This is a genomic window from Hymenobacter sp. 15J16-1T3B (genome assembly GCF_020711235.1).
In the GTDB taxonomy this organism is placed as follows: Bacteria; Bacteroidota; Bacteroidia; order Cytophagales; family Hymenobacteraceae; genus Solirubrum.
Map to the genome: position 1 here is coordinate 389633 of NZ_JAJFAV010000002.1, position 25623 is coordinate 415255.

The 25623-nt window shown below is 68.3% G+C and carries 21 protein-coding genes; 11 read left to right on the forward strand and 10 right to left on the reverse strand.

The window, feature by feature from the left end; all coding sequences use genetic code 11:
• Positions 1-19 precede the first annotated feature (19 nt).
• The 3 genes from LJ737_RS04995 to LJ737_RS05005 form a co-directional block, all read right to left on the reverse strand.
• Positions 20-1657, reverse strand: a complete 1638-nt coding sequence (locus LJ737_RS04995; protein ID WP_227763429.1) for a hypothetical protein — start codon at positions 1655-1657, stop codon at positions 20-22.
• A 298-nt stretch (positions 1658-1955) separates the two neighbouring features.
• Positions 1956-2630 carry a head GIN domain-containing protein gene (locus LJ737_RS05000; RefSeq protein ID WP_227763431.1) on the reverse strand — a complete coding sequence of 225 codons (675 nt, stop codon included), beginning with the start codon at positions 2628-2630 and terminating at the stop codon, positions 1956-1958.
• Positions 2631-2797: 167 nt separating this feature from the next.
• Positions 2798-4138, reverse strand: coding sequence for an alpha/beta hydrolase family protein (locus LJ737_RS05005; protein ID WP_227763433.1), 1341 nt, complete (start codon positions 4136-4138; stop codon positions 2798-2800).
• 164 nt (positions 4139-4302) lie between these two features.
• On the opposite strand from LJ737_RS05005, the gene LJ737_RS05010 reads away from it, so the two are divergent.
• Together LJ737_RS05010 and LJ737_RS05015 are read left to right on the forward strand one after the other, a co-directional pair.
• The gene (locus LJ737_RS05010) at positions 4303-5559 is read left to right on the forward strand and encodes a S41 family peptidase (protein ID WP_227763435.1); all 1257 of its coding nucleotides are present in this window, start codon (positions 4303-4305) and stop codon (positions 5557-5559) included.
• Between the two features lie 187 nt (positions 5560-5746).
• Entirely contained in the window at positions 5747-6610 is an 864-nt protein-coding gene (locus LJ737_RS05015) for an SDR family oxidoreductase (RefSeq protein WP_227763437.1), read from the forward strand.
• 181 nt (positions 6611-6791) lie between these two features.
• Here the strand turns inward: LJ737_RS05015 and LJ737_RS05020 are convergent, their stop codons facing one another.
• Positions 6792-7295 (reverse strand): GNAT family N-acetyltransferase, encoded by a 504-nt coding sequence (locus LJ737_RS05020; RefSeq protein WP_227763438.1) that lies wholly within the window; start codon positions 7293-7295, stop codon positions 6792-6794.
• 181 nt (positions 7296-7476) lie between these two features.
• Here LJ737_RS05020 and LJ737_RS05025 point away from each other — a divergent pair, with 181 nt between their 5' ends.
• Entirely contained in the window at positions 7477-8934 is a 1458-nt protein-coding gene (locus tag LJ737_RS05025) for a pectate lyase family protein (protein WP_227763439.1), read from the forward strand.
• 368 nt (positions 8935-9302) lie between these two features.
• Positions 9303-9953, forward strand: coding sequence for a T-complex 10 C-terminal domain-containing protein (locus LJ737_RS05030; protein WP_227763440.1), 651 nt, complete (start codon positions 9303-9305; stop codon positions 9951-9953).
• Positions 9954-10042: 89 nt separating this feature from the next.
• Here the strand turns inward: LJ737_RS05030 and LJ737_RS05035 are convergent, their stop codons facing one another.
• Entirely contained in the window at positions 10043-11239 is a 1197-nt protein-coding gene (locus tag LJ737_RS05035; RefSeq protein ID WP_227763442.1) for an MFS transporter, read from the reverse strand.
• A 134-nt stretch (positions 11240-11373) separates the two neighbouring features.
• Positions 11374-12555 (reverse strand): hypothetical protein, encoded by a 1182-nt coding sequence (locus LJ737_RS05040; protein WP_227763444.1) that lies wholly within the window; start codon positions 12553-12555, stop codon positions 11374-11376.
• A gap of 262 nt (positions 12556-12817) precedes the next feature.
• On the opposite strand from LJ737_RS05040, the gene LJ737_RS05045 reads away from it, so the two are divergent.
• Complete coding sequence (locus tag LJ737_RS05045; protein WP_227763446.1) at positions 12818-14557, forward strand: T9SS type A sorting domain-containing protein; 1740 nt, start codon at positions 12818-12820, stop codon at positions 14555-14557.
• Between the two features lie 97 nt (positions 14558-14654).
• Here LJ737_RS05045 and LJ737_RS05050 read toward each other — a convergent pair whose 3' ends face one another.
• Together LJ737_RS05050 and LJ737_RS05055 are read right to left on the reverse strand one after the other, a co-directional pair.
• On the reverse strand, positions 14655-15083 hold the full coding sequence (locus LJ737_RS05050) for a hypothetical protein (RefSeq protein WP_227763448.1): 429 nt from the start codon (positions 15081-15083) through the stop codon (positions 14655-14657).
• A 290-nt stretch (positions 15084-15373) separates the two neighbouring features.
• Positions 15374-15910 (reverse strand): GNAT family N-acetyltransferase, encoded by a 537-nt coding sequence (locus LJ737_RS05055; protein WP_227763449.1) that lies wholly within the window; start codon positions 15908-15910, stop codon positions 15374-15376.
• A gap of 183 nt (positions 15911-16093) precedes the next feature.
• Between LJ737_RS05055 and LJ737_RS05060 the strand changes: the two genes are divergently transcribed.
• A complete protein-coding gene (locus LJ737_RS05060; protein ID WP_227763451.1) occupies positions 16094-17539 on the forward strand; it encodes an aldehyde dehydrogenase family protein in 1446 nt (481 codons plus the stop codon).
• Positions 17540-17609: 70 nt separating this feature from the next.
• Here LJ737_RS05060 and LJ737_RS05065 read toward each other — a convergent pair whose 3' ends face one another.
• Complete coding sequence (locus LJ737_RS05065) at positions 17610-18065, reverse strand: hypothetical protein (RefSeq protein ID WP_227763453.1); 456 nt, start codon at positions 18063-18065, stop codon at positions 17610-17612.
• A 228-nt stretch (positions 18066-18293) separates the two neighbouring features.
• On the opposite strand from LJ737_RS05065, the gene LJ737_RS05070 reads away from it, so the two are divergent.
• Together LJ737_RS05070 and LJ737_RS05075 are read left to right on the forward strand one after the other, a co-directional pair.
• A complete protein-coding gene (locus tag LJ737_RS05070; protein ID WP_227763455.1) occupies positions 18294-20357 on the forward strand; it encodes a GMC family oxidoreductase in 2064 nt (687 codons plus the stop codon).
• Positions 20358-20436: 79 nt separating this feature from the next.
• Positions 20437-21534 (forward strand): flavin-containing monooxygenase, encoded by a 1098-nt coding sequence (locus LJ737_RS05075; RefSeq protein WP_227763456.1) that lies wholly within the window; start codon positions 20437-20439, stop codon positions 21532-21534.
• 321 nt (positions 21535-21855) lie between these two features.
• Here the strand turns inward: LJ737_RS05075 and LJ737_RS05080 are convergent, their stop codons facing one another.
• Positions 21856-22236, reverse strand: a complete 381-nt coding sequence (locus LJ737_RS05080) for a T9SS type A sorting domain-containing protein (RefSeq protein ID WP_227763457.1) — start codon at positions 22234-22236, stop codon at positions 21856-21858.
• 195 nt (positions 22237-22431) lie between these two features.
• Between LJ737_RS05080 and LJ737_RS05085 the strand changes: the two genes are divergently transcribed.
• The 3 genes from LJ737_RS05085 to LJ737_RS05095 all read left to right on the forward strand — a co-directional run bounded on the left by LJ737_RS05085 (position 22432) and on the right by LJ737_RS05095 (position 25604).
• On the forward strand, positions 22432-23574 hold the full coding sequence (locus LJ737_RS05085) for an NAD(P)/FAD-dependent oxidoreductase (RefSeq protein ID WP_227763458.1): 1143 nt from the start codon (positions 22432-22434) through the stop codon (positions 23572-23574).
• Between the two features lie 90 nt (positions 23575-23664).
• A complete protein-coding gene (locus LJ737_RS05090) occupies positions 23665-24780 on the forward strand; it encodes a type III polyketide synthase (RefSeq protein WP_227763460.1) in 1116 nt (371 codons plus the stop codon).
• A gap of 101 nt (positions 24781-24881) precedes the next feature.
• Positions 24882-25604: a methyltransferase domain-containing protein gene (locus LJ737_RS05095; RefSeq protein ID WP_227763462.1), complete on the forward strand. Its 723-nt coding sequence runs from the start codon at positions 24882-24884 to the stop codon at positions 25602-25604.
• Positions 25605-25623: the final 19 nt, after the last annotated feature.

A 25623-nucleotide genomic window follows, 5' to 3' on the forward strand; every position in this document is an offset into this window, starting at 1 on the left:
ATTATTACATCATTTGTGATTATTCGGCTCGTCCGCTCACGCGCCGAAAGCCGCCGGGCGTGGTTTGGTAGCGCACGCCTTCGATGATGGTAATCTGGTTGTCAGGCAGTTCGCTCAGCTTGCTGAGGTCCGTGTCGAGCGTGTGCAGGCTGTAGCCGTAGCGGCGGGCCAGGGCCAGGTACTTGGGGTTGATGTGGTCGGTGACGCCGCAAAGGATGATTTTGACCGGCAGCTTGGTGCCTTCCAGCAGCTTGGTGTCGCGCGGGAACGTGTGGTTGTCGGCCACCAGGATAATGTCCTGCGCCTCGGGGGCCAGCTGGTGGGCGCGCAGCAGGGCCTCAGCGTCGTTTTCGGGCGCGTCGCCGCCGCCGCCCGCGCTCATGGCCTCGATGACGCGCTGCTTGATGCGGGCGTAGTCGCTGCTGCGCACGTCATAGAGGCCGCCGGTCTGGCCCAGGCGCTTCTGCTTGTCGGGCAAATCGTCGCCGTCGTTGAAGAATACGAAGGTCTTTTCGGGGCCCGCGGCGGCTAGCTGCAGCCAGATGAGCAGGTCGGCGGTGTAGGGGTACATGCTGCCGGTCACGTCGGCCACCACCACTTGCTTTTGCCAGTCGGGGTGGCGCTCCAGCACCCGCGTCACCACGTTGGGGTCGGGGTTGGGGATGGGGTCTTCCTCGGTGGCGTCGCCGGGCCGCAGCTGCCGGGCCTGGCACCCGTCGCGCAGCAGCTTCACGCGGTACCGGCGCATGAGCGAGTCGGCCAGGTAGTAGCCTGTCACCTTAAAGCCCTGCTGCGGGCGCAGCGGCAAGGTGAGGCGGCCCGTCATGGTGAAGGGCAGGCGCTGCTTGCCCAGCAAAAAGCCGTCGGTGAAGGCCAGGCCCTCGGCAATGGCGCCCGTCAGCTCCGCGGGGCAGGGCGGCGCGGCGGCCCCGGCCGAGTCGACGGCGGGCAGGCGCACGCTCAGCACCTTGCCCTGGCGGCTGACTTCAGCCTGAAACGTGACGGTGCGCGGCCGCCGGTCTTTCTGGGTGCAGTCGTAGGCCTTTTTGATGCGCTTGGTGAGCTTGCGCAGCTTGTCCTCCACGTGGGGGTAGCCGCAGGCCAGGGGCTTGCCCGGCGACTTGCGCACGGCCCGGATGCGCTCAATCTTCTTCTCGGTGGCGTTGAGCCGGGCCGTGAGCCGGCCGATTTCGGCCTTGGCGTCGGCCTTGGTGTAGCGCTTTTCGATGTAGAGCACGAAGCCGTGGAAGTACTCCTGGCACTCGTCCGGGGTCTTGCAGCCGGTTTGCTCGATGAGGTTCCAGGTAATGGCCGGGTCCATCAGCAGGCCGGGCAGCCGCTCATCGAGGTTGCGCAGGCGGTCGATGTTGAGCTGGCGCTGGCTGAACTTGGGGTCGAAGCGGTAGGCCGAGTACACCAGGTCGACGCGCACCAGCTGCCGCTCGCGCAGGCGCAGGGCGGCCAGCTCGGGCCCCGAAAAGGTGGAAGGCAGCGTGAGCAGCTGGTAGCCGCTGTCGGGCTGGTAGCGCCGCACCTGAAAGGCGCTGAGCTGGTCGTACAGCGCTTCGATGACGCGGGTAGGCGTGGGCTGCTGGGCGCGGGCCGCACCCGCGCCCAGCCACAGGGCACTGATAAGCAGAAGTAGAAATGCGCGCACGGGCAGGACGGAGCTAAGGCGGGAAGCTACGAAACGTCCGGCCACCGCGCGGGCGTATGCGGCCGGCCCGCGGTGCGCGTCGGATCCGGCCTTAAACGCCGCCGCGGCTGAAACTCCCTTGTGGAGCTTCAGCCGCGGCCATGCTTGGCTGGGATGGGCAGGGGTTTCAGGCGGTCCTGTCAAACGCAGCCGAGGCCTCTCGCGTGCTGATGAGAGCTGGTAAGCTCAACGAGCAGCTTATTATCCTGCGAGAGGCCTCGACAAGCTCGACATGACGGGATGGAATGACCCGCTGTTGCTACCGCTGCCGCGCTTTGCCCTTGTAGTGCACGTCGCTGGCGCCGGAGCTGTGCGAGCTTATTTCCCCGTCGACGTACACGAAGGCGTCGCTGGCGCCGGAGGCCTCTACCTGGGCCTGCTGGCTTTGCAGCTCGTAGGCGCGGTAGTCGCTGGCGCCGCTCACGTGCACCTGCTGGCGCTCCACGCGGCCGGTGAGGCGGATGTCACTGGCACCGCTGGCGTGGGCGGTGAGCTGCTGGGCGGTCAGTTGCAGGGTTACGTCGCTGGCGCCGCTGGCCTTGATGCTAAACTGTTCGGCCGAAATCGGCGAGGCACCCTTCAGGTTGCTGGCGCCGCTGACCTCGACGCCCGACAGGCGCGGGCTGGTCACGTACACGGTCACCTTTTCGCCCTTGCCCCAGTTCAGGCCGCTGGTTTTCTCGCGGTAAATCTTCAGCGTGTTGCCTTCCACCTCGGTGCGCACCTTGGCCAGCACCTCGGGCGTGGCTTCTACTTTCACTTCGGCCGGGCCCTGGCGCAGCACTACGTTGACGGCGCCGCTGGCGCGCACCTGCTCGAAGGAGCCGACGGGGCGCAGCTGGGCGCTGGCGTCTTGGGCCAGCGCGGCCAGGGCCGAAGCCCCAATAAACGTGGCGGTGAGAGCGGCGGCGCGGAGGGAGAAGAGACGTTTCATAGCTTGGAAAAGGGTTACGGTGGGGTGTTTGGGGCGGTAGATGGCGGCGGCCGGCGGGGCGTTGCCTGGCCGCTTAAGTTTTTTCGTTTAGGGCCCATGGGGAACAAGAGCTTTGCAACGTCCGGCTCATCAGACAGCCACCTGGCAAGGCACGACCAATCCCACCCCTACACGTTCCGCCGCTCGTCGAGCCAGCGCAGGATAACCGTCATGAACTCGAAGTTCAGCGGCGGGTTGGCTTGCTCGTCCAGGCGCATGGCTTCCGCCATGTCGCGGGCGTGGTTGAAGTGGTGGTCGACCTCGGGCAGCAGCACGAAGCGGGCCCGGCCGGGGTGGGCCCGGTTGACCACGTCGGCAATGAGCTGGTGGTCGACGCTGTAGGAAATGTAGTCGGCGGCGCCGCGCAGGGCCAGCACGTCGGTGTCGAGCTGTTGCCAGGCCCGGGGCAGGTTCAGCGCTTGCCACTGCTGCATGTAGGTGTAGTGCTGCGGAAACCGCAGCAACCCGCGCGCCGCCGGGTAGCGCGTGAGCACCTGCTCGGGCGTCTGCCGCTCGGTCAGCAGCAGGTGCAGGGCGGCCGCGTAGGTTTGCATCAGGGCGTTGAGCGAGTCGGCGGGCAGGCCGGCCAGCTGGCTTTGGTTGCGCTTGTTTTCGAGCAGGTATTCGATGAAGGTGCGGCTGACGGTGCCGAATACCACGATGCCGCGCACGTTTTCGCCCGCGGCCACCAGCGGCGCCAGCACCCCGCCGATGCTGAAGCCGGTGATGAACACGCGCTGCCCGTCCACGAAGTCGAGCTGCCGGGCGGCGGCCAGCGCGGCCTTGTAGCCGCCGGCTTCGCTGTGCAAATCCGACTGCAAGCAAGGCGTGCCCTGACTGTCGCCCATGCCGGTCTTGTCGACGCGCAGGGTGGCGTAGCCGCGGCGCGAGAGGGAGTCGATGATGCGGCGGGTAGGCTCATTGCGGCTGAGCGGGTTGTCGATGGAAAAGCAGCCCACGCCCTGGATGAAGAGTACCAGCGGCACTTTGCCCGTGGCCCCGCGCGGCCGCGTGACGATGGTGCGCAAGCGGTTCGGCCCGAAATGCACGGCCGAGTACGTGGCGTCGTACAGCGGGCTCTGCTCGGGCGGCAGCGGCCGGAAGACGAGCGGCTTGCGCAGCTGCCGACCGTTGCGCAGGATGGTGAACGTGGCCCGGTCGCCGGCGCGGTGTTGCTTCAGCAAGGCCAGAAACGGCCCCAGCTCCGGGCCCAGCACGGTGTTATCGACCCGCCGCACCACGTCGCCGGCCCGCAGCCCGGCTGCTTCCGCCGACGAGCCCGGCCGCACGCCGAGCACCAGGACACCGTTCTGGTCGGGCAAGCGGTAGCGCTGCTGCAGGCTGTCGTTGAGGGCGCGCAGGTCGATGCCCACGAAGGGCCGGCGCGGCAGCTCCTGTGCGGCGGCTTTCGGGGCGGCGACGCCGAGCATGGTCAGGACCAGAAGAAGTACGAGGAGGCAGGTTCGCATCAGGAATCGGAGGGGCAGAGGTGCTGGAAACTGGTCGAATAGATACCCGCGCGGCGGGCGCGTTGCAGGGCGGGGCATCACATCTTTGGGTGATGCCCGGGCCCGGCGGTGGCAAAGCCGCCCGGCAACGCGTAGGTTGCGGCTCGTCGTTGCTCCAGGTTGCCATGAACTTGCTCAAGCCCTTACTCGCCGCCGGGCTGCTGGCCCTGCCGCTGGCCGCGCCCGCCCAGGCCCCCGCGCGCAGCCAGCCCGCGCTGGCCCCGGCCCAGTACCGCGAAGACCTGACGTTTTTCTGGCAGACCGTCCACGACGACTACGCCTACTTCGACCAGAAGCAAACCGACTGGGAGCGGGTGCGCGCCCGCTACCTGCCCCAGGCCGACACGCTTCGCTCGCGCGCGGCCCAGGTGCGCCTGCTCGAAACCATGCTGGCCGAGCTCTACGACAACCACGCCACCCTCGGCACCAACCGCCCCGACTCGCCCCGCCTCGTGCCCTCCGGCAGCGACGTGTACGCCGAGTGGGACGGCGCCCGCGCGGTGGTGCGCGACGTGCGCCCGGGCTTCGGCGCGGCGCTGGTGGGCGTGCAGCCGGGCACCGAAATCGTGGCCGTCGACGGCGTGCCGGTGGCCGAGGCCGCCCGCGCGTTTCTGCCCGCCTGTCTGAAAACGCCCGACCCGGCCGCCCGCACCTACGCCCTGAACGTGCTGCTGGCCGGCCGCCACAACGCCGAGCGGCGCTGGCAGCTGCGCCAGGGCGGAGCCGAGCGTGAGGTGCGCCCCGACCAGCCCCGCCCGCTGCTGGAACACATCAGCTACCCGCGCCGCCTCGAGAGCCGCCGCTACGGCCGCACCGGCTACATCCGCCTCCACAACAGCCTCGGCGACAACGACCTCATAGCGGCTTTCGACAGCACCCTCGACGCGCTGCTCGACACCCGCGCCCTGGTGCTCGACCTGCGCGACACGCCCAGCGGCGGCAACACCACCGTGGCCCGGGCCATTCTGAGCCGCTTCGTGAGCCGCGAGCAGTACTACCAACAGCACGAACTGGTGGGCGAGGAGCGGGCTTCCGGCGTGAAGCGCAAGTGGACGGAGCTGGTGAGCCCGCGCGGCCGCCGCTACCCCGGCCGGGTGGTGGTGCTGGCCGGCCGCTGGACGGGCAGCATGGGCGAGGGCCTCGCCATCGGTTTCGACGCGCTGCCGCAGGTGACGGTGGTGGGCACCGAGCTGGCCCGGCTCTACGGCGCCATCTACTTCTACCGCCTGCCCAATTCCGGCATCGGCTTCAGCTTGCCCGCCGAAAAGCTTTACCACGTCAACGGCACCCCGCGCGAAGCTTACGTGCCCAAAGTGCTGGTGCCGCCCGCTGCCCCGCCCACCGACGCGGCGCTGGATAAGGCCCTGCAGCTGCTGAAGTAGCGTGGGTAAGTGAATGCGCGGGTAAAAAGCCCGTCTTCCGGTTCGCTCTGCTCAGGACGACGGGCTGGTTAGACCAGCCTCCCGCAAGCCATTTATTCATCTACCTGTCTGCTGCCTGATAACGCCGACCATAACCCCGGTTGCGGGCCGGTCGTTAGGCAATAGCTCACAACCAATGCATTGCCTTATGTCTGATAAGCCCACGATGTTTCCGCCCCAGCACCAGGACCACCAGCCCGGGCTGGAAAGCGAGATGACGCCCCAGCCCGAATACATCCGCCCCAACTACAAAGGCGCCGACAAGCTGCTCGACAAAGTGGCCCTCATCACCGGCGGCGACTCCGGCATCGGCCGGGCCGTGGCCGTGCACTTTGCCCGCGAGGGCGCCGACGTGGCCATCAGCTACATGCCCGAGGAGCAGGAAGACGCCGAGAAAGTGCACGAGCTGGTCACCGGCCACGGCCGCCGCTGCCTGCTGCTGCCCGGCGACCTGCGCGACGCCGCTTTCTGCCGCGAAATCGTGGCGCGTACCGTGCAGGAGCTGGGCAAGCTGAACGTGCTCGTGAACAACGCCGCCGAGCAGCACTGGCACGACTCGCTGCAGGAGGTGCCCGACGAAGAGCTGGAATCGGTGTTTCAAGTCAACATCCTCTCGTTTTTCCGCGTGACGCGCGCCGCCCTGGAGCACATGGGCGAGGGCGACAACATCATCAATACCTCGTCGGTCAACGCCTTCCGCGGCAACGAGCAGCTCATCGACTACAGCTCCACCAAGGGTGCCATCACGGCCTTCACCCGCTCCCTGGCCCTGCAGCTGGCCGACAAGAAAATCCGCGTCAACTCGGTGGCGCCGGGCCCGATCTGGACGCCCTTCATCCCCAGCACCGCCAGCGCCCTGAAGGTGGCCACCTTCGGCCGCGACTCCAACATGGGCCGCGCCGGTCAGCCCTCCGAAGTGGCCCCGGCCTACGTGTTCCTCGCCTCTGAAGACGGCTCCTACTTCACCGGCCAGACCCTGCACCCCAACGGCGGCGCCGTGGTCAACGCCTAGGGCAGTTGACCCGGCTCTAGAGACGCAACCTTGCGTCTCGTCGTTGAACGATTGACTGCCGAACGATTCCGCTCGGCGCGGCCGACGAGACGCAAGGTTGCGTCACTCCAATTGTTCTGAAATGACCCCGCATCGACGCCGCGGCAGCTTGGCTGGGCCAGGCTGCCGCGGCGTCGGCGTGTCAGGGCTGCTCGGGTTGCAGAAGGTAGCGCAGCCATTCGTCCTTGGTGCCTGCCCGCGCGAAGCCAGCCCGCAGCAGTACCTGTTGCGAAGCGGCGTTAGCCGTATCGGTGTACGCCACGATTTGGCGCAGGCCGAGCTGCCCGAAGCCGAGGGCGCAGAGGGCTTGCACGGCCTCGGTCATCAGGCCCCGGCCGCGGTAGGCAGGCAGCAGCACGTAGCCGATTTCGCCTGTACGGTCGGCGAAGCCGCGGTAGAAGCCAGCCGTGCCCACTAGTTCGCCGGTGGCGGCCAGCGCAAGGGCCCAGTGCAGCAGCTTCTGGTCCCGGTAGTCCTGCTCGATCTGGGCCAGCATCCCCCGGGCCTCAGCGGGCGTGGCGGCGGGCCGACCACCGTAGAATGTGATGGGCCAGACCGCGTCGAGGTCGGCGGGGGTGAGGGCGCGCAGGTGAAGCGCGGCGGTGCGCAGCTCGGGCAGGGTGCGGAAGGCGTCGGCGAGGCTCATAGGGGCGGCGAAGAAACGCAAATCGGTGGGCGGCCGGCGAGGTGGCAACGTTGCCGACATCGATTGCGCAAATAAACGCTTGGGGCCGCTCGCGCTTTGGCAGGGTATTTCGATAATATTCAGGTCCAAGCGCCCGGACAAGCAGCCGGCCGCCTCTGCTTCCCACTCTCGTTCTTTTCCCTTGCAACACCACCAATTTTCGTTGTTTCGCGCCCCGTCGGCGGCGCGTTTCCTGACCGTCGGCGCCGCGCTGGCCCTGCTGGCGCCCGCCGCGCCGGCCGCTGCCCAGCAGCTGGCCTTCCCGGGTGCCGAGGGCGCCGGCCGCTTCACCCGCGGCGGCCGGGGCTCGGCCGCCGCACCCACCACGGTGTTTGAAGTCACCACCCTCAACGACGACAACCAGCCCGGCTCGCTGCGCCACGCCCTCACGGCTCCGGCCGCGGCGCGCACGGTGGTGTTTCGGGTGGCGGGCACCATTCACCTCACCGCGCCGCTGGCCATCAGCAAGGACAACACGACCCTGGCCGGCCAGACCGCACCCGGCGACGGTATCTGCCTGGCCGATTACCCGGTGAGCGTGAAGGCCAACAACGTCATCGTGCGCTTTATTCGCTGCCGCATGGGCGACAAAAACCAGAACCAGGGCCAGGTTGACGGAGCGGGCGGCGACGATGCCTTCGGCGGGGGCTTCGGCCGGAAAAATATCATCATCGACCACTGCTCGGCCAGCTGGAGCACCGACGAGGTGTTCAGCTTCTACAACGGCGACTCGCTCACGCTGCAGTGGAACCTCATCACCGAGCCGCTGAACTACTCCTACCACTTTGAAGCGGGCGACAAGGATTTCGAACACCACGGCTACGGCGGCATCTGGGGCGGGCAGCACGCTTCGTTTCACCACAACCTGCTGGCCCACTGCAACTCGCGCACCCCGCGCTTCAACGGCAGCCGGCAGGCCAAGCAGAACGGTTGGGAAAACTGCGAGCTGCGCAACAACGTGTTCTACGACTGGGGCGAAAATAACGTGTACGGCGGCGAAGGCGGCAACTACAACGTGGTGCACAACTACTACAAGTACGGCCCGAGCACCAAGGAATCGGTGCGCTACCGGGTGCTGAACCCCTACAAGTCGGAAACCCTGCCCTTCGGCAAGTACTACGTGGCCGGCAACTACATCGACGGCTCGCCCGAGCGAACCGCCGACAACTGGAAGGGCGTGGACCTGCAGGGCGGGGGCGACAAAGCCCTGGCCCGCGCCGACAAAGCCCTGAATCTGGGGCCGGTGACGGCCGAAACGGCCCAACAGGCCTACGAGGCCGTGCTGCGCAGCGCCGGCGCCGCGCGCCCCCACCGCGACGCGCTGGATGAGCGCGTGGTGCAGGAAGTGCGCAAGCGCAGCGGCAAGCTCATCGACGTGCAGGGCGGCTACCCGCACGGCACGCCCTACGAGGTGTCGAAGCAAGCCTGGCCGGTGCTGAAAGCCGGCGAAGCCCCCGCCGACGCCGACCACGACGGCATGCCCGACGCTTGGGAGAAAAAGCACAAGCTCAACCCTCAGGACGCGGCCGACCGCGCCAAGCTGGGCGCCGACGGCTATACCATGCTGGAAGCATACCTGAACGAGCTAGCCGCGCAGTAAGGCGGCGGAACTGCCCGTCATCCTTCATCTGGCGTACGGCGCAGCCGAAGGACCTTCCTCGCACCCTGCACCAACTGAACAGCGCAGCCACCAACGCCCCTCGTCCGGGTTCGGTGGCTGCGCTTCTCGTTTACGGTCAGGTTCCGTTACGCTTGACGCGGCAACAGCTACAAGCGTCAGTACTTCATCGGCAGCGGCGGTGCGGGGCTCGATGAAGGCCCTTCGCTTGGGCGTAAGCCAGGTGAGGATGACAGCTACTTCCGGCTGCCCTCGGCCGGCCCCCGGCAACCCCGACCGTAGCCGCCGCGTACCTAACGCCCAACATAGCCACCCGGCTATGTGCAGTTCCCCCTCTGACCTCCACGACCATGAAACGCAACATTCTGTTGCTTGCCGCGGCGGCCGGCCTTGCGCTGACCACCGCCTGCAACCAAGACAAACCCGCCGCCGTCGACGCGGCCACTACGCCCTCGGCCGATACCGCCGTGGTGGTAAACAACGACGCCACCGACGCCGATACCACCATCTACCAGGACCAGGCCTACCGCACCGCCGACCAGGTGGCCGCTGACCTCGGCTACCAGAGCGACACGGCCCGCGTGCGCCGCCTGCGCACCACTTATTACACCCGCGCCCAGCGCCTCGGCGACCTGGACGACGCCACCGACACGGCCGGCCGCACCGCCACTGTGCGCCAGATCAATACCGACACCGACACGGAAGTGCGCACCATCGTGAACGACGACGCGAAGTACCGCACCTACGAAACCAACCGCAGCCGCTACTACGGCGACGGCACGACCGTGACGACCACCACGACCACCGAAACCACCCGCCGGCCGCGCCGCCGCGGGCCGCGCATCGTGAAGTATGAAAACAAGGGCGGCGAAGTGAAAATCGTCTACTCGAACGGCACCACGGTGAAAATTGACAAGGACGGTGACCGGAAAGTGGAGTACGCCGACGGCACCAAAGTGAAGCGCGACGCCGACGACGGGCAGGTGAAAATCAAAGACTAGTCCGCGCCCTTTCCCCGCACAATCACCGCGCCCCGACTTCCTGCTGGAAGCCGGGGCGCGGCATTGTTGGGCCCTTGCACCGCGGCGCGCTAGTCCAACAGCGTTACTTCGGCCGGTGCCGGCGCCACCGCGCCCTCTTCGGCCCGCAGGCGGCTGACCAGCGCGTAGAGCACCAAGCCCAGGCCGGCCATCAGCGCGAAGGCCCAGCGCAGGTTGGCGGCTTCGGCCACGAAACCCACCAGCGGCGGCACCACCAGAAAGCCGAAGTAGCCCACCGTGGATACGGCCGCAATGGCCGGGCCGCCGCTGAGCGTGGCCGAGCGCCCGGCCATGCCGAACACCAGCGGCACCACGCAAGCCACGCCCAGGCCCACCAGCGCAAAGCCCGCCGCCGCCACCAGCGGCACCGGCACGGCGGCGGCCAGCAGCAGCCCGCCCGTCATCAGCAGCCCGCTGCCGCGCAGCAGCGCGGGCACCCCGAAGCGGCTGGCCAGCGTGTCGCCCACGAAGCGGCCCGTCGTCATGGCCACCATGTACACGGCAAAGCCCACCGTGCCCACCGGCGCGTGCGCGGCCTTGGCGAAGTAGATGGCGCTCCAGTCGTACATGGTGCCCTCGCAGGCCATGGAGGTAAACGCCATGACGCCGAACTTGAGCAGCGTTTTATCGGGCCAGGCAAAGCCGGGCCGGGCCGGGCCGCCGGTGTTGGGCCGCAGTGGCAGGGTACCCGGAAAGAAGGCCAGCGCTAGGCCCGTCAGCAGCACCGCCACGCCGAGAAAGTGGTAGCCCGGCGCCACGTGCAGGGCTACCAGGCCCGCGCCCACGGCCGCCGCCGCGAAGCCGGCCACGCTCCACACCCCGTGAAACGTGGCAATGATGGAGCGCGGGTACAGGGCCTGCACGCCCACCGATTGGGCGTTGACGGCAATGTTGAGCAGGTTGCGCGAGGAGCCGAAGCAAAACAGTAGCACCACCAGCTGCCAGGTGTGCGCCGCGAAGCCCAGCAGGGCCAAGGCCGCGTTGTAGAGCACCGCGCCCACCAGCATGATCTGCCGGGAGCTGAAGCGCTGCAGCAGCAGGCCCGTAACGGGCAAGGTCAGCATCAGCCCCGCCGGCAGGGCCAGCAGCACCGAGCCCAAAGCGGCTTCGCTCAGGTGCAGCCGCTGCTGAATGGTGGGAATGCGCGAAGCCCAGGTGGAAAACCCGAAGCCCGACACCAGGAAAAACAGCGTCACCGCCACCCGCGCCCGCGTCGCCGCGGCCGAATCCGTCGTTGTAGTGTTCATAAGTAGAGGCGGCTGGCAAAGGTAGGAAGGCCGCCGACGGCGAAGCGCGTCCTTCAGCCCGTCATCCTCATCTGGCAGCCGACCTTCGGTTCGCGCTGCGTACGCCAGATGAGGATGACCGTACCGGTGGCGCGCTACTTCACGCCGTAGCGGCGCAGCTCGGCTTCGATGCGCTCATTCCAGCGTTGCTGGGCTGCTTGGTTCTGCCCGTGGCTGGTTTCAGCGTCGTACTGGTCCTGCAGCTGGTTCATCTCGCGCCACGACTGCAGAAACTGAAACTGCATGCGGGCGTCGTAGTTGTCGAGCGTGAGGCTGTCGGGCGTCACTTTGCGCTTGAAGCGCTCGGCCACCAGCTGCACCAGGTCGAAGTGCCGCTGCTCGTGGTTGAGCGAGTACGCGTCGTGGGCCGAGGGCAGCAGCCAAGAATTGGTGCGCACCACGAACACCTTGGTTTGCAGGTGCAGGTGCAGCACGCCGTTCAGCGCCTGGGCCTGGGCCGTGTAGGCAAAGCTGGGAAACACCGCGCCCACCGCCCCGTTGCGCGGGCGCGGCACGGCCAGGAAGTCGGGGTAGGAAAGCGGGTGCGCCGGCGAGTAAAACAGCGTGTCGGCCTCGTGCCGAAACGGGGAATTGCTCGGGTGCACCTGCAGGCGCAGGGCCAGCTTGGCGTTGGCGGCGGCTTCGCGGTTCATCCAGCCGTCGAAGTACTGCAGCGCGGCCACCAGGGCTTGCCGCAGCGCCGGCTCGGCCGCGGCGTAGGCGCTGGTGAGCGGCCGCTGGTAGCGCGCCGCGCCGGTGTAGGTCGTCAGCGCAATGGTGCGGCCGTTGCGCAGCCACTCGAAGCTCAGGGCCAGGGTCAGCTTGCCGGTGGCCCAGCCCGGCGCCCCGGGCGTTTCCTGCAGGCGGCACTCGCGTAGCCGCACCGTGACCGGCCGCAGGCCCGCCGCGCGCGGCACGCTGCGGGCCACAAACTCGCAGATGGCTGCCAGGCCGCCGCCCTGCAGGTCCACGGCTTCGGGGGCGGGCGCGGGGCCACCTGGCTGCGCGGGCCGCGGCAGCATGGCAGCCACGGCGTGGCGCTCCGGGCGCGCGTCGAGCACTGCCGCGACGTAGAACTGCGTGGGCGTGATGGCCGCGGGCACGGCCTGCAGGGTTAGGGTAGGGGCGGGCGGCGGACCGGGGCGGCCGGGCTGGGCCAGCACCGGCAGGGCGACGAGCAGCAGGGCTAGCCGGGCCGGGCGGCGCCGGCGCAACCAAGCCGGGCCTCCGCGCGTGACTAATTGCAGAAAATGAAGAATTCGGGAAGCGAGCAACACGGCGAGGAAGGGGCGGTTTCTGCCTAACGCGGCGGCGGCGGCCGCAAGTTCAGCCAGCGTCGCACAGGGGTTCTGCAGCGCTGCGGCGCCGGCTGCCCCGGCAACGTTCCCGACATCGTTTGCGCAAATAAAAGCCCCAAACAAACCGCTTTCCGGGGCCTCGCGGTGGTAGTATTAGCTTGTATTTAAGCGTGTCGACGCCACCGATACCCGCCGCGGCTTTTTGGCCGGGCAGTCTTTTTTTTCCTGCATCCCCCACCGCATGACCCGACTTTCTACCCTGCTGCTGCGCGGCGCGGCTGCCGCGGCGCTGCTGCTGACGGCCCCCGCCCTGCGCGCCCAACAAGTGGCCTTCCCCGGCGCCGAGGGCGCCGGCAAGTTCACCACCGGCGGCCGCGGCAAAGCCACGGCGCCCACCACCGTTTTCGAAGTCACGTCGCTTTCCGACGCCGCCGGGGCGGCCACCACGCCGGGCACCCTGCGCTACGCCCTCACCCAGACGGCCGCCGCGCGCACCATCGTGTTTCGGGTGTGCGGCACCATTCACCTGACCTCCCGCCTGAGCCTGAACAAGGCCAACACCACCCTGGCCGGCCAGACCGCGCCCGGGCAAGGCATCTGTCTGGCCGACTACCCGGTGAGCATCAGCGCCAACAACCTCATCATCCGCTTCCTGCGCTTCCGCCTCGGCGACCGGTTTCAGAAGCTGGTCGACGCCAGCGGCAACCCCATCAACGGCTCCGGCGACGGCGACGCGCTCAGCGGCACCGGCTACAAGAACATCGTGGTGGACCACTGCACCATGAGCTGGTCGGACGACGAGGCCTTCACCGTGTACAGCGGCGACTCGACCACCCTGCAGTGGAACCTCATCAGTGAGCCGCTGAACTACTCCTACCACTTCGAAACCGGCGACACCGACTACGAGCGGCACGGCTACGGCGGCATCTGGGGCGGGCAGCACGCCTCGTTTCACCACAACCTGTTTGCCCACTGCCTGAGCCGCACCCCGCGCTTCAACGGCAGCCGCTACGTGAACCAAGTGAACTGGGAAAACTGCGACTTCCGCAACAACGTGCTCTACAACTGGGGCTCCAACAACGTGTACGGGGGTGAAGGCGCCAACTACAACGTCGTCAACAACTACTACAAGTACGGCCCGAGCACGAGCAGCAGCGCCCGGTTCCGCATCCTGAACCCCTACAAGCAGACGTCTGCGCCGGTGCTGCCCTACGGCAAGTACTACTTCACCGGCAACTACGTCGATGGCAGCGCCAGCGTCACCAACCGCAACTGGCTGGGCGCGCTGATGAACGGGGGCACGGCCGCCGACACCGCCCTGGCCCGCGTGACCACGCCCTTTCCGCTGATTCCCATTCCGACGCAAACGGCCCAGGAAGCTTACGCGGCCGTGCTGCAGAACGTGGGCTGCGTGCTCCCGCAGCGCGACACGCTCGACCAGCGCATCATCAACAACGTCATCAACCGCACCGGCCGCATCATTGACGTGCAGGGCGGCTACGCCCACGGCACGCCCTACAGCACCTCGCAGAGCGCCTGGCCGGTGCTCACCTGCGGCACCGCTCCCGCCGACAACGACCACGACGGCATGCCCGACGCCTGGGAAGTGCAAAACGGCCTGAACCCCAATGACGCGGCCGACCGCCAGGCCATCGGGGCGGGCGGCTACACCAACCTGGAAAACTACCTCAACGGCATTGCCGCCGTGGTGATGGGCACCAAGGACGGGCAGAAGACCGCCGTAGCTCTGCAAGCCTACCCCAACCCCGCCACCGAGCAGCTCACGCTGCAGCACCCGCTGGCCAGCCGCGCCGCCCGCGTGACGGTGTACGGCTTCAACGGGCAGGTGGTGGCCAGCTACGCCGCCGCCAGCGGCCGCACCGAAACGCGCCTGCCGCTGGCCGGCCTGCCCGCCGGCAACTACCTCGTCCGCTTCGCCGACGAGCAGCTGAGCTTGACCACGAAAATCGTGAAGCGCTAACCTGCCTCTTGGCTGCAAGTCAAACGCCCCGCTGGAACCGGTTCCAGCGGGGCGTTTGGCGTTAGGAAGCCACACAACGGCTAGGCGGCCCGGGCTCTTACCGGGCGCGCTGGCTGCCGAGCCAAGCTTCGGCGTCGGCGCGGTGCTGAAAGCGCTTGAACTCGACGCCAACGGGCGAAGCGGCCACCACGCCCTGGGTGGAAAGGCGGTGCACCGGGTCCTGGCCCTCCACGATGGCGCAGTAGCGGAAGCCGCCTTGCCGGATGGCCCGCGGAATCCAGTCGCCGGTAAGCCACTGCTGGGCCGCCGCCGACAAGGGCTGGCGCTGGCCGTGTGAAGAGAGAATCTTGCCCGAGTCGGTGCTCTTCAGCAGCGTCAGGGCTTGCTCGTAGAACGCCTGCAACTCGTCGAGCCCGAGGCGGCCGGGGCCCCAGGCCAGCTCTACGTAGCCGGTCGAGTGAAACACAACACTGCCGGCGGCGTTGCGAAAGAAAACCGTTTCCCGGTCGGGTAGCAGTGGGCTCATGCAGTAGCAAGCAAAGCCGGCGCGGCACCCAGGCAGCGGCGGCGAAAAGCGGTAAGAATAACGTCTGCGCAGCCGGGCTCGAAACCAAGTTCGCCGCGGGCGGGCCGCGCCGGTACGCTGGCACTAAAATTACAACCGCCGCGCCACATCCGGAAGCCCAACCGCGGGTTTGTACGCCGCAAACGCCAGCGTGGGCGGCCCGTGCTGCCTGCCTAGGGCACTGATACTGGGCGCACTAGGGTGCCCGCTCGGGCGGTAATGCACAGGCTGTGGAAAACTTTGTGCATAACTTAGGAAGCCGGCCGCTGCCGCTCCATGTGCAGCCAGCGCACCTGGTTGTGCGTGACCTCGCGGGCCAGCCGGAAGCCGGCCTTTTCGTAGGTGCGCACGGCGCGGGTGTTGGAGGCCGCCGGCACGATGGTACAGACTTCCACGCCCAGTTCGCGGAAGAGGTATTCCACCAGCGTATTCAGCGCGTCGGTGCCGTAGCCGCGGCTGGTATCGGTGCTGCTGGCAATCCAGATGTCCAGCTCCGTGGAATTGTCCAGCGGGTCGATGCCGTCGTAGTTGACCTGACCGATGAGCCGGTCCTCGGCCAGGATGCCGAACGACTGGCCCTGCGCCGGATCGGACGGGTCGAAGTAGTGCGGCTGGTAGTCGCTGAAGAGCTGCTCCCAGCTGGGCAGGCGGGCGTCGTCGGCGGTGTTGAAAATAAACGGCGTCGCGTCGGAGCGCACGGCCCACTGGTAAAACAGGTCTTTGTCGGCGGGCGTGAGCGGGCGCAGCGTCACGCGGGCGCCCTGCAGCAACGGGGGCAGGCTAGTCATGCTCGAAAGCGGAGAGGTGCGGTGGTCCGCGTAAGATACGACGCGGCGCGGCGGCCGGTGCCACCCCGTGGCCAAACGGCCGCGGCCGCGTGGCCGAACTGCGCCGGTAACTATGCCGGCGCGGCGGCGCACCCGCCGATTTCAACTTACTTTAGGAGGTTCTGTTTCCGCTCCGTTCCCGCCATGCCCACGCCCGCTGCCCCCCCGCCCCCCACCGAAACGACCGACTTGGCCGCGCTACTTGAGCGGCAGCGCGTCCGCAGCGAGGTGCTGCGCCGCGAGGCCCCGGCCGAGCGCGCCGCCCGCCTGCAGCGCCTGCACCAGTGGATAATCCGCAACCGCGCGGCCGTGCAGCAGGCCCTGCACCAGGACTTCGGCAAGCCCGCCGTCGAAACCGACGTGACCGAGCTCTACGCTACCCAGGCCGAAATCCGCCACGCGCTCAAGCACCTGAAGCAGTGGATGGCGCCCAAGCGCGTGAGCACCCCGCTGGCCCTGCTCGGCACCACGTCCTGGGTGCAGTACGAGCCCAAAGGCGTGGCCCTGATCATGGCGCCCTGGAACTACCCGTTTTACCTGGCGGTGGGCCCGTTGGTATCGGCCCTGGCGGCCGGCAACTGCTGCGTGCTCAAGCCCTCCGAAATGACGCCGGCCGTGTCGCGGCTGCTGGCCCAGCTGGTGCAGGAGGTGTTCGAGCCGGCCGAAGTGGCGGTGGTGGAAGGCGGCAAGGATGTGGCCACCGCCCTGCTGGCCCTGCCCTTCGACCATATTTTCTTCACCGGCTCGCCGCAGGTAGGCAAGGTGGTGATGCGCGCCGCCGCCGAGCACCTGACCAGCGTCACGCTGGAGCTGGGCGGCAAGAGCCCGGCCATCGTCGACGCCTCCGCCGACCTGCGCGACGCAGCCGAAAAGCTGGTGTGGGGCAAGTGCGTGAATGCCGGCCAGACCTGCGTGGCCCCCGACTACCTGCTGGTGCACGAGAGCGTGCAGGAGCCGCTGATTGAGGAAATCCGTGGGGTGCTGGGCCGCTTCTACGACGCCGCCGGCGCGGGCGTGGCGGCCTCCCCGTCGTTTGCGCGCATCGTCAACGGCCACCACTTCCAGCGCCTCGCGGGCCTGCTCGAAGACGCCCAACAGCGCGGCGCTGCCGTGGCCCTGGGCGGCGGTGTCGACCAAAGCCAGTGCTTTATCGAGCCCACCGTACTCACCGACGTGCCCGCGGACAGCGCCGTGATGCGGGAGGAAATCTTCGGGCCGCTGCTGCCGGTGGTGCCGTTCCGCACCCTGATGGAAGCAGCCGACTTCGTCAACGCCCGGCCCCGGCCGCTGGCTTTGTACGTATTTGCCCGCAGCGCGGAAGCACAGCGCTACCTGCTCGGGCGCGTGCCCGCCGGCGGCGCCTGCCTGAACGACACCATCATTCACCTGGGCCAGCTGGAGCTGCCCTTCGGCGGGGCCGGCAACAGCGGCATCGGGCGGGCGCACGGGCACTACGGCTTCCTCGCCTTTTCCAACGAAAAAGCCGTGCTGCGCCAGCGGGTGGGCCCCACCGGCATCAAGCTCTTTTACCCGCCCTACACGCCCAAGGTGCAGCGCGTGGTGGATCTGCTGCTCAAATACCTGGGCTAGAAACGACCCGCGCCCCGGCCGCCAACTGCGGCGCCGGGGCGCGGGCTGAACCGGGCAAGCGGACTGGTGCTTACAGCTTCAGGCCCTGAAACGAGCCGTAAATCCGGTGCGAAAGGCCGAAGTACACCAGGAACGCGCCGCTGATGGTGTTGTCGGTCGAGAGGTAGTTGACTTGCCCGTTGGTTTGCGAAGCGGCGGCGTTGTCGAGGGTGACGCTGCTGAAGTCCTCGGCCCGGCCGCGCGGGCTGCCGCTGTTTTCGGGGTTGAACTGCAGGCGCAGCAGGCGGCCGTCCTTGAGCTTGCCGCTGATAACCCAGACGCGCAGCGTCGCCGGCGCCGGGCCCGGCGCCGAGGCGGTGGCGCTGACGTCGCTCAGGTAATACGCCGTGCCGTTGTTTTCCTCGATGAGGACGTGGTTGTTCGGGTCGAGCGGAGCGTCCGGCTGCGGGTCGGCTTTCTTGCTGCCGCAGCCCAGCAGGCCCACCGCCAAAAACAGCGTCAAAACAAACGAGGCAACACGAATCATCGGCGGGGAAGCGGGAAAAAGGGTATCGGAGCCAAAGATAAACCCGGGGCCCGCCAATCCCTGCCCGCCGCCGGGAGCCCGCCCGGCGGCCTTCAGCGCGAAAGGCGGGCCCAGCAAAGCGGAAAAACTAGTCGGCATGCCGAGCTTATCGGCTCGATTGCGTATCTTTTCTAGCCCTATGCCCGCGGCCGGCCCGGCGCCGTCCGCACCTGTCTTCCCACCCGCCGCATGAAGCTCACCGCCGCCCGGCAGCAGTTGCTGCTCGCCCTCGCCGATACGTTTATTCCCAGCCTGCCCGCCGAAACGCCCGCCGCTGAGTTTTGGCAGCGCGCCGGCTCCGCGGGCCTGCGACTGGAGCTGCTGGAAGCCGCCATCGAGGCGCAGCCCACCGCCTTGCAGCAGCAGTTTGCCCAGTTGCTGGCCTTGCTCGACAGCCCGCTGCTGGGCCTGAGCTGGGGCGGGCCGCCGCGCCGCTTCGTGGCGCTGCCGCCGGCCCAGCGCGAAAAGCTGCTGCAGCGCTGGGCGCAGAGCCCGCTGCCGCCGCTGCGCCAGGGCTTTCAGGCCCTGCGCAAGCTGCTCACCTTTCTCTTTTACGCCGACTCCACGCCCGCCGCGCCCAATCCTGCCTGGGCCGCCACCGGCTACCCGGGTCCGCTCAGCGGTTCCGAAGCCCTGGCCGACACCCCGCGCCCGCTGCCCACGCTGCAGCCCGCGCAGGACGTCACCTACAGCTGCGAGGTGCTCGTCATCGGCAGCGGGGCCGGCGGGGGCGTGGTGGCCGGCGAGCTGGCCGCCGCGGGCCACGACGTGCTCGTGCTCGAAAAAGGCCCGTACTGCCACGGCTGCGACTTCACCCAGCGCGAGGCCGAGATGATCGGGCAGCTCTACGACGCGCGCGGCACGTTGGGCACCACCGACGGCGGCGTGACCCTGCTGGCCGGCTCCTGCCTGGGCGGCGGCACCACCGTCAACTGGGCCGGCGCCTTCCGCACGCCCGACTACGTGCTGCAAGAGTGGGCCCAGGAGCACGAGGCGCCCCACTTCACCCAGGCCTCGTTCCAGGCCAGCCTCGACGCGGTGACGGCCGCCCTGCACGTCAACACCGACTACGCGCGCCACAACGGCCAGAACCAGGCGCTGCTCGAGGGCTCGGCCCGGCTGGGCCAGCCCACCCGGCTGATTCCGCGCAACGAGCTGGGGCTGGACGAGTCGGAGCAGCACTTCCGCGGCCTGGGCTACAGCACCTTCGGCGACCAGTACGGCGTGAAGCAGGGCACGTTGAACACTTACCTGAAAACCGCCGCCCAGCACGGCGCCCGCCTGCTGCCCAACACCCAGGTCACGCACCTGACCCGGCAGGCGGGCCGCGCCACCGGCGCCGAAGCCTGGCACACCGCCGCCGACGGCCGCCGCGTGCGCGTGACCGTGCAGGCCCGGCGTGTGGTGGTGGCCGGCGGCGCCATTCAGACTCCCGCCCTGCTGCTGCGCAGCGGCCTGCGCCACCCGCACCTGGGCCTGCACCTGCACTTGCATCCCACGGTGGCCGTCACGGGCATTTACCCTGCCCCAGTGGAGCCCTGGTACGGCCCGAGCATGTCGGTGGTCAACGACGCCTGCACCCGCCTCGGTGGCTCCAATTTCGGCGCCAAAATCGAGACGCCGCCGGCCCACCTCGGGCTCATGGCCATGACCCTGCCCTGGACTTCCGGCGCTGCCCACAAGCGCCTGATGCTGCAGGCCGCGCACCTGGGCTCCTTCATCGTGCTCACGCGCGACCGGGACGGCGGCCGCGTGCGCGTCGACGGGCAGGGCCAGCCGTTGATCAGCTACCGCCTCAGCCCCTTCGACCGGGCCAGTATGCTGGCCGGGGTGCGCGCGGCCGCCGAAATCCACGCCGCGGCCGGCGCCCACACCGTGCTGCTGCCCCACGGCACCCTGCCCACGCTGCGGGTGGAGCAGGGCCGCATTCAGAACCTGGCCGTGCTCGACGGCCTACCCGGCCTGAACTGGGCGCCCAACCGCTTCACCCTCTACAGCGCCCACCAGATGAGCACATGCCGCATGGGCGGCCGCCGCGCCGACCACCCCACCAGCCCCACCGGCGAAACCTACGAGCTGCGCGGCCTCTACGTGGCCGACGGTTCGGCCTTCCCGGCCTGCAGCGGCGTCAACCCCATGCTCACCATCATGGCCCTGGCGCACCACACCGCCCAGCACCTGAAGGCGGATCTGGCGGCCGATGGCCGCAGCCTCACGCAACGGGCGCCAGACATGGCCGAAAGCCGCCGCTAGACCGTCCGCCCGCGGCCGGGGCGGGCGCAAGGACGCGTGCGCTTTTCGCCGTTCCTTTGCGGTTAATCACCGCCGCGCCATGCCCCTGACCACCGTTCCCGCCCCCGCCGAGTACCACACCGACACGCTCATCATCGGCGCCGGGCAGGCCGGGCTGGCGGCGGCCTACTACCTGCAGCGCGCCGGCGTGGCCTGCCTGCTCGTCGACGCGGCCGCGGCGGTGGGGCAGCAGTGGGCCACGCGCTACGACTCGCTGCGGCTGTTTTCGCCGGCTTGGGCCAGCGGGCTGCCGGGGCTGCCCTGGCCCGGCGCGGCGCGGCGCTACCCCACCAAGGACGAAGCCGCCGAATACCTGCGCCAGTACGCCGCGTACTTCGACTTTGCTATTCACCTCAACCAAGCCGTGGTGCACCTGGGCTCCGCCAAGGAAGGTTTTGAGGCTCGCACGGCCGCCGGCACGCGCTACCGGGCCCGGCGCGTAATTGTGTGCACCGGGGGCTACGCCGCGCCGCGCGTACCCGCCTGGGCCGCCGAGCTGCCCCCGGCCGTGGTGCAGCTGCACAGCAGCGCCTACCGCCGCCCCGCCCAGCTGCCCGCCGGGCCGGTGGCCGTGGTCGGCAGCGGCAACTCGGCCCTGCAGATTGCCGCCGACCTGGCCGCCGCGGGCCGCGCCGTCTACGCGGCCTTCGACGCGCGCACCGGCGCCATGCCCAACAACACCCTGATGTGGGCCGCGCTGGAAGCCACCGGCCTGATGCGCGCCTCGCGCCACGGCCTGCTTGGCGGCTGGATGCGGCGGCAGCCCGAGCCCGTGGTGGCCGGCGACCTGCAGCGCCTGCGACGCTTTGCGAATGTGCACTTCATCGGCCGGGCCCGGGGCGCGGCGGCCGCCAGCTTGCAAGGCGAAGCAGCGGTTACTCCCGCGCTGGCGGCCGTGGTATGGGCCACCGGTTACGGCCCCGATTATTCTTGGCTCGACTTGCCCGTGCTCGACGCCGACGGGCAGCCCCAGCACCACCGCGGCCTGAGCCCGGTGCCGGGGCTGGCCTTCCTCGGTTTGCCCTGGCTCGACAGCCGCAGCTCGGCCTTGATGGGCGGCGCCGGCCGCGACGCTCACCGGGTGGTAACCAGCCTTCTGGGTGCAGAAACCCTAGTTGGGCGAAAAAAAGGAAACTAGTAGTGGTCATGCTGAGTTAAAGTGAGTACTTTGGCCTATAGCCTTTCACTTTTTTTGTACTCTTTCATGACGCTGAATTCGCTCGCCGAACAACTGGCTGCGCTGCTCAACCGCCTTCTGGGTGGCCGCAAACCTCAGCTCCAGCCGGTCCCGGTACGCGCCCGCCGCTAGCCCTGGGTTTCTTGTTCGCATTGTCAGCCCCGCCGGTTCGCCCGCGGGGCTTTTTTGCGCCCGACGCATACCAATGGGCCGCCCCAAACGCAGCGCGGGCGGCCTCCCCCGAAGAGAAGCCGCCCGCGTAAGCTGAAAGAGCAAATACCGCTAGCGAATCACCAGCTTGCGCATCACGCTGTTGTTGTCCGCGTCGATTTTGATGTAGTACAGCCCGCTGGCAAAACGCCCCAGGTCCAGGGTGCGGGTAAAGCGGTTGTCGAGTTCGGTGATGGTTTCGCGGTACACCACCGTGCCAATCACGTTCAGCACGCGCAGCTCGGTCTTGCGACCCTCAAAGCCGGTAACGGAAATGTGCACCACGCCCGAGCTGGGGTTGGGGTACACCACGATGCTCTTTTCGTCGGGGGAGGCGGCGGCCCGGGGCGCGCTCTGGCGCACGGCGGGGGCGGCCGTTACGGGTAAACTGCTTTGCAGGCAGCACAAGCTAAAAGCAGTTACCAGAAAACCGTATAGTAGCTGTTTGGACATAAGAAAGCCTAAGGTGTCAAGGCGTCGGAAGTGGGAAAGGAGCTGACGGACGCCGCGTCGGTACACGAAACGTCCGCAAAAGTAACGGCTTATTCTGAAATAAGTTATCAAAATATAGTGCTTGCACAGTAGCTTTCCGATAATCGCGCAATATTTCCGGTTGAACCGGCGTTTTCCTTCGCTTAACCCCCCTGTTTGTTGACTGCTGCTGCCGAGGTCGATTGTGATATTCTAATTATCGGCGGTGGGCTGGCCGGCCTGACCGCCGCCCTCGACCTGGCCGGGCGCGGCTGGCGCGTGACCGTGGTGGAGCGCCGGCACTACCCCTTTCACCGCGTCTGCGGCGAGTACATTTCCAATGAGGTGCTGCCCTACCTGCGCCGCCTCGGCGCCGACCCGGCACCCCTGCAGCCGGCTAGCATTACCCGCTTCGAGCTGACGGCGCCCGGCGGCCGCAGCCTGAGCGCCCCGCTCGATCTGGGCGGCTTCGGCGTGAGCCGCTACGCCCTCGACGAATTCTTGTACCAGCGGGCCACGGCGCGGGGCGTCGCGTTTCGCCTCGGCTCCACTGCGGCCGATGTGCAGTTCGAGGCCGCCGCAAACCGGTTTGCGGTGACGCTGAGCGGCGGCGAGGCGCTGACGGCCCGCGTGGTGTTGGGCGCTTACGGCAAGCGCGCCACCCTCGACCGGCAGCTCGACCGCGCCTTTTTCCGGCAACGCTCGCCCTATGTGGGCGTCAAGTACCACCTGCGGCTCGACTTTCCGCCGGATCTGATTGCCCTGCACAACTTCGCCGACGGCTACGCGGGGCTGTCGGCGGTGGAAAACGGGCGCTACTGCTTCTGCTACCTCACCACCCGCGCGCAGCTGCGCCGCCACGGCAGCATTCCGGCGCTGGAAGCGGAGGTGCTGAGCCAGAACCCGCATCTGCGGCGCGTGCTCACGGAAGCCGAGCGGCTGTACGCGGCGCCCGAGGTCATCAACGAAATTTCCTTCGCTCCTAAAACCTGCGTGGAGCAGCACGTGCTCATGTGCGGCGACGCGGCCGGCCTCATCACCCCGCTCTGCGGCAATGGCATGGCCATGGCCATGCACGGCGCGGCCCTGGCCGTCGGCCACACCGATGCCTTCTTGCGCGGGGAGCTGACGCGCCCGGCTCTGGAAGCGGCCTACACCCGCGACTGGCACCGACACTTTGCGGGCCGCCTGCGCGTGGGGCGCTGGGTGCAGGGCCTGTTCGGCGGCCCGCGCCTCACCGATGCGGTGGTGGGCACGCTGCGCCACGCCCCGGCCGTGGTGCAAGCCTTGATGCGCCAGACGCACGGACGGGCGTTTTGAGCCGGGCGGCACGGCCGCGCGTGGTATTGTTCCGGGGCAATGGCGCATTGCCAGGTCCAGCTGGGCAGTTTTTCCGTATACTGTCCTTGCATGACCACCAGCTACCTCAGCGCCATCGGCACGGCAACGCCGGCGCACCGGCTTTCCCAGCCGCAGATTGCCGAATTCATGGCCCGCGCGCACGGAATGGACGAAGCGGGCACGCGCAAGCTGCGGGCCATTTACCGCATGTCGGGCATCGGCTACCGCCACACCGTGCTGCCCGACTACGGCCGAGCGGAAGGCGCTTACACCTTTTTCCCCAACACGGCCGACCTGGAGCCCTTCCCCACTGTGGGTGCCCGCATGCGGGTGTACCGCCGCGAGGCCCTGCCCCTGGCCGCCGAAGCCGCGCTGGATTGCCTGCGCCAGGCCCCCGAAATCGACCCGCTGACCATCACCCACCTCGTGTCGGTGAGCTGCACGGGCATGTACGCCCCGGGCCTCGACATCGAGCTGGTGCAGCACCTGGGCCTACGCCCCGACGTGCAGCGCACCTGCGTGAACTTTATGGGCTGCTACGCGGCCTTCAACGCCCTGAAGCTGGCCGACGCCTTCTGCCGGGCTGATGCGCGCAGCCGGGTGCTGGTGGTGTGCACCGAGCTCTGCACCCTGCACTTTCAGAAGCGCACCGAGGAAGACCACCTCGTGGCCAACGCCTTGTTCGGCGACGGGGCCTCGGCGGCGCTGGTGCTGGGCGAGCCCGCCGCCGGCCGCCCCAACCTGGAGCTAGCCGCCTTTCACTGCGGCCTGGAGCCCGACGGGCAGGCCGACATGGCCTGGCACGTCAACGACTTTGGCTTCGAAATGACCCTGTCGAGCTACGTGCCGCGGCTGGTGAAGCAGGGCATCCGCAAGCTCACCGAGGGCTTGCTGCGCCACCTGCCCGTGCGCCTGCCCGACGTGCGCCACTTCGCTATTCACCCGGGCGGGCGCCGCATTCTGGAGGCCATCGAGCAGGAGCTGGGCCTCACGCCGGCCGACAACCGCCACGCCTACAAGGTGCTGCACGAGGTCGGCAACCTGTCTTCGGCCACGGTGCTCTTTGTGCTGCGCGAGCTGCAGCAGCACCTGCTGCGGGCCGACGACGGCGCGCCGGTGCTCAGCTTCGCCTTCGGCCCTGGTCTGACGCTGGAAGCCATGCTGCTGCGGGTGGCATATGCGTAAGTTAGCCAGGGTATGTAGGTAGGGGTTTCGTTCAGACGATACCCGACTGCTAGCCTCTTGCCCAAGAAAACGCCTACCCAATACCCTCACACCCTGATCTGATGCCTGACTTCGCGCGGCGCTCCGACAAGGCGGAGCTGATGGACGACCTGACGCTGGCCTCCGACGCGCTGCGGCAGAACCTCGACGAGCTGGAAACCATCAACACCCGGCTGGGCGGCTACGCGGTGGTGACCGACGCGCTGGCCCGGCTGGCGCGGCGACGCCCGGCGCGGCCCCTGCAGATTGTGGACGTGGGCAGCGGCGGCGGCGACACCCTGCGCCACCTCGCCCGCTGGGCCCGGCGGCGGCAGCTGCCCGTCGAGCTCGTCGGCGTCGATGCCAACGCGTTTATGGTCGATTACGCAGCCCAGCGCAGCGCCGGGTTTGCCGAAATCAGCTTCGCGCAGCAGGACATCTTCGCGGCCGATTTTGCCTGCCGCCGGCCCGACATCATCACCAGCAGCCTATTTTGCCACCATTTCACCGACGAGCAGCTGGTGCAGCTGCTGCGGCAGTGGCAGCAGCAGGCGCGGGTGGCCGTCGTGGTGAACGACCTGCACCGCCACCCGCTGGCCTACCACAGCATCCGCTGGCTCACGCGGCTGTTGGGCGGCTCGTACCTCGTGCAGCACGACGCGCCGCTGTCGGTGCTGCGCGCCTTCCGCCGCCACGACTGGCAGCGGCTGCTGCGGCAAGCGGGCATTGCGCGGTACGAATTGCGCTGGCGCTGGGCGTTTCGCTGGCAGCTGGTGCTGCCCGCCGCTTCGTCCGACGCCGCCTGAGCCGTACTTTTGGGCATAC

Coding starts and splice junctions, on each gene's coding strand:
- LJ737_RS05020 (WP_227763438.1), bottom strand. CDS start 7,295: ATGAGCCTCGCCGACGCCTTCCGCACCCTGCCCGAGCTGCGCACCGCC.
- LJ737_RS05010 (WP_227763435.1), top strand. CDS start 4,303: ATGAACTTGCTCAAGCCCTTACTCGCCGCCGGGCTGCTGGCCCTGCCG.
- LJ737_RS05095 (WP_227763462.1), top strand. CDS start 24,882: ATGCCTGACTTCGCGCGGCGCTCCGACAAGGCGGAGCTGATGGACGAC.
- LJ737_RS05060 (WP_227763451.1), top strand. CDS start 16,094: ATGCCCACGCCCGCTGCCCCCCCGCCCCCCACCGAAACGACCGACTTG.
- LJ737_RS05090 (WP_227763460.1), top strand. CDS start 23,665: ATGACCACCAGCTACCTCAGCGCCATCGGCACGGCAACGCCGGCGCAC.
- LJ737_RS05015 (WP_227763437.1), top strand. CDS start 5,747: ATGTCTGATAAGCCCACGATGTTTCCGCCCCAGCACCAGGACCACCAG.
- LJ737_RS05000 (WP_227763431.1), bottom strand. CDS start 2,630: ATGAAACGTCTCTTCTCCCTCCGCGCCGCCGCTCTCACCGCCACGTTT.
- LJ737_RS05050 (WP_227763448.1), bottom strand. CDS start 15,083: ATGAGCCCACTGCTACCCGACCGGGAAACGGTTTTCTTTCGCAACGCC.
- LJ737_RS05030 (WP_227763440.1), top strand. CDS start 9,303: ATGAAACGCAACATTCTGTTGCTTGCCGCGGCGGCCGGCCTTGCGCTG.
- LJ737_RS05065 (WP_227763453.1), bottom strand. CDS start 18,065: ATGATTCGTGTTGCCTCGTTTGTTTTGACGCTGTTTTTGGCGGTGGGC.
- LJ737_RS05075 (WP_227763456.1), top strand. CDS start 20,437: ATGCCCCTGACCACCGTTCCCGCCCCCGCCGAGTACCACACCGACACG.
- LJ737_RS05055 (WP_227763449.1), bottom strand. CDS start 15,910: ATGACTAGCCTGCCCCCGTTGCTGCAGGGCGCCCGCGTGACGCTGCGC.
- LJ737_RS05080 (WP_227763457.1), bottom strand. CDS start 22,236: ATGTCCAAACAGCTACTATACGGTTTTCTGGTAACTGCTTTTAGCTTG.
- LJ737_RS05070 (WP_227763455.1), top strand. CDS start 18,294: ATGAAGCTCACCGCCGCCCGGCAGCAGTTGCTGCTCGCCCTCGCCGAT.
- LJ737_RS05035 (WP_227763442.1), bottom strand. CDS start 11,239: ATGAACACTACAACGACGGATTCGGCCGCGGCGACGCGGGCGCGGGTG.
- LJ737_RS05045 (WP_227763446.1), top strand. CDS start 12,818: ATGACCCGACTTTCTACCCTGCTGCTGCGCGGCGCGGCTGCCGCGGCG.
- LJ737_RS05005 (WP_227763433.1), bottom strand. CDS start 4,138: ATGCGAACCTGCCTCCTCGTACTTCTTCTGGTCCTGACCATGCTCGGC.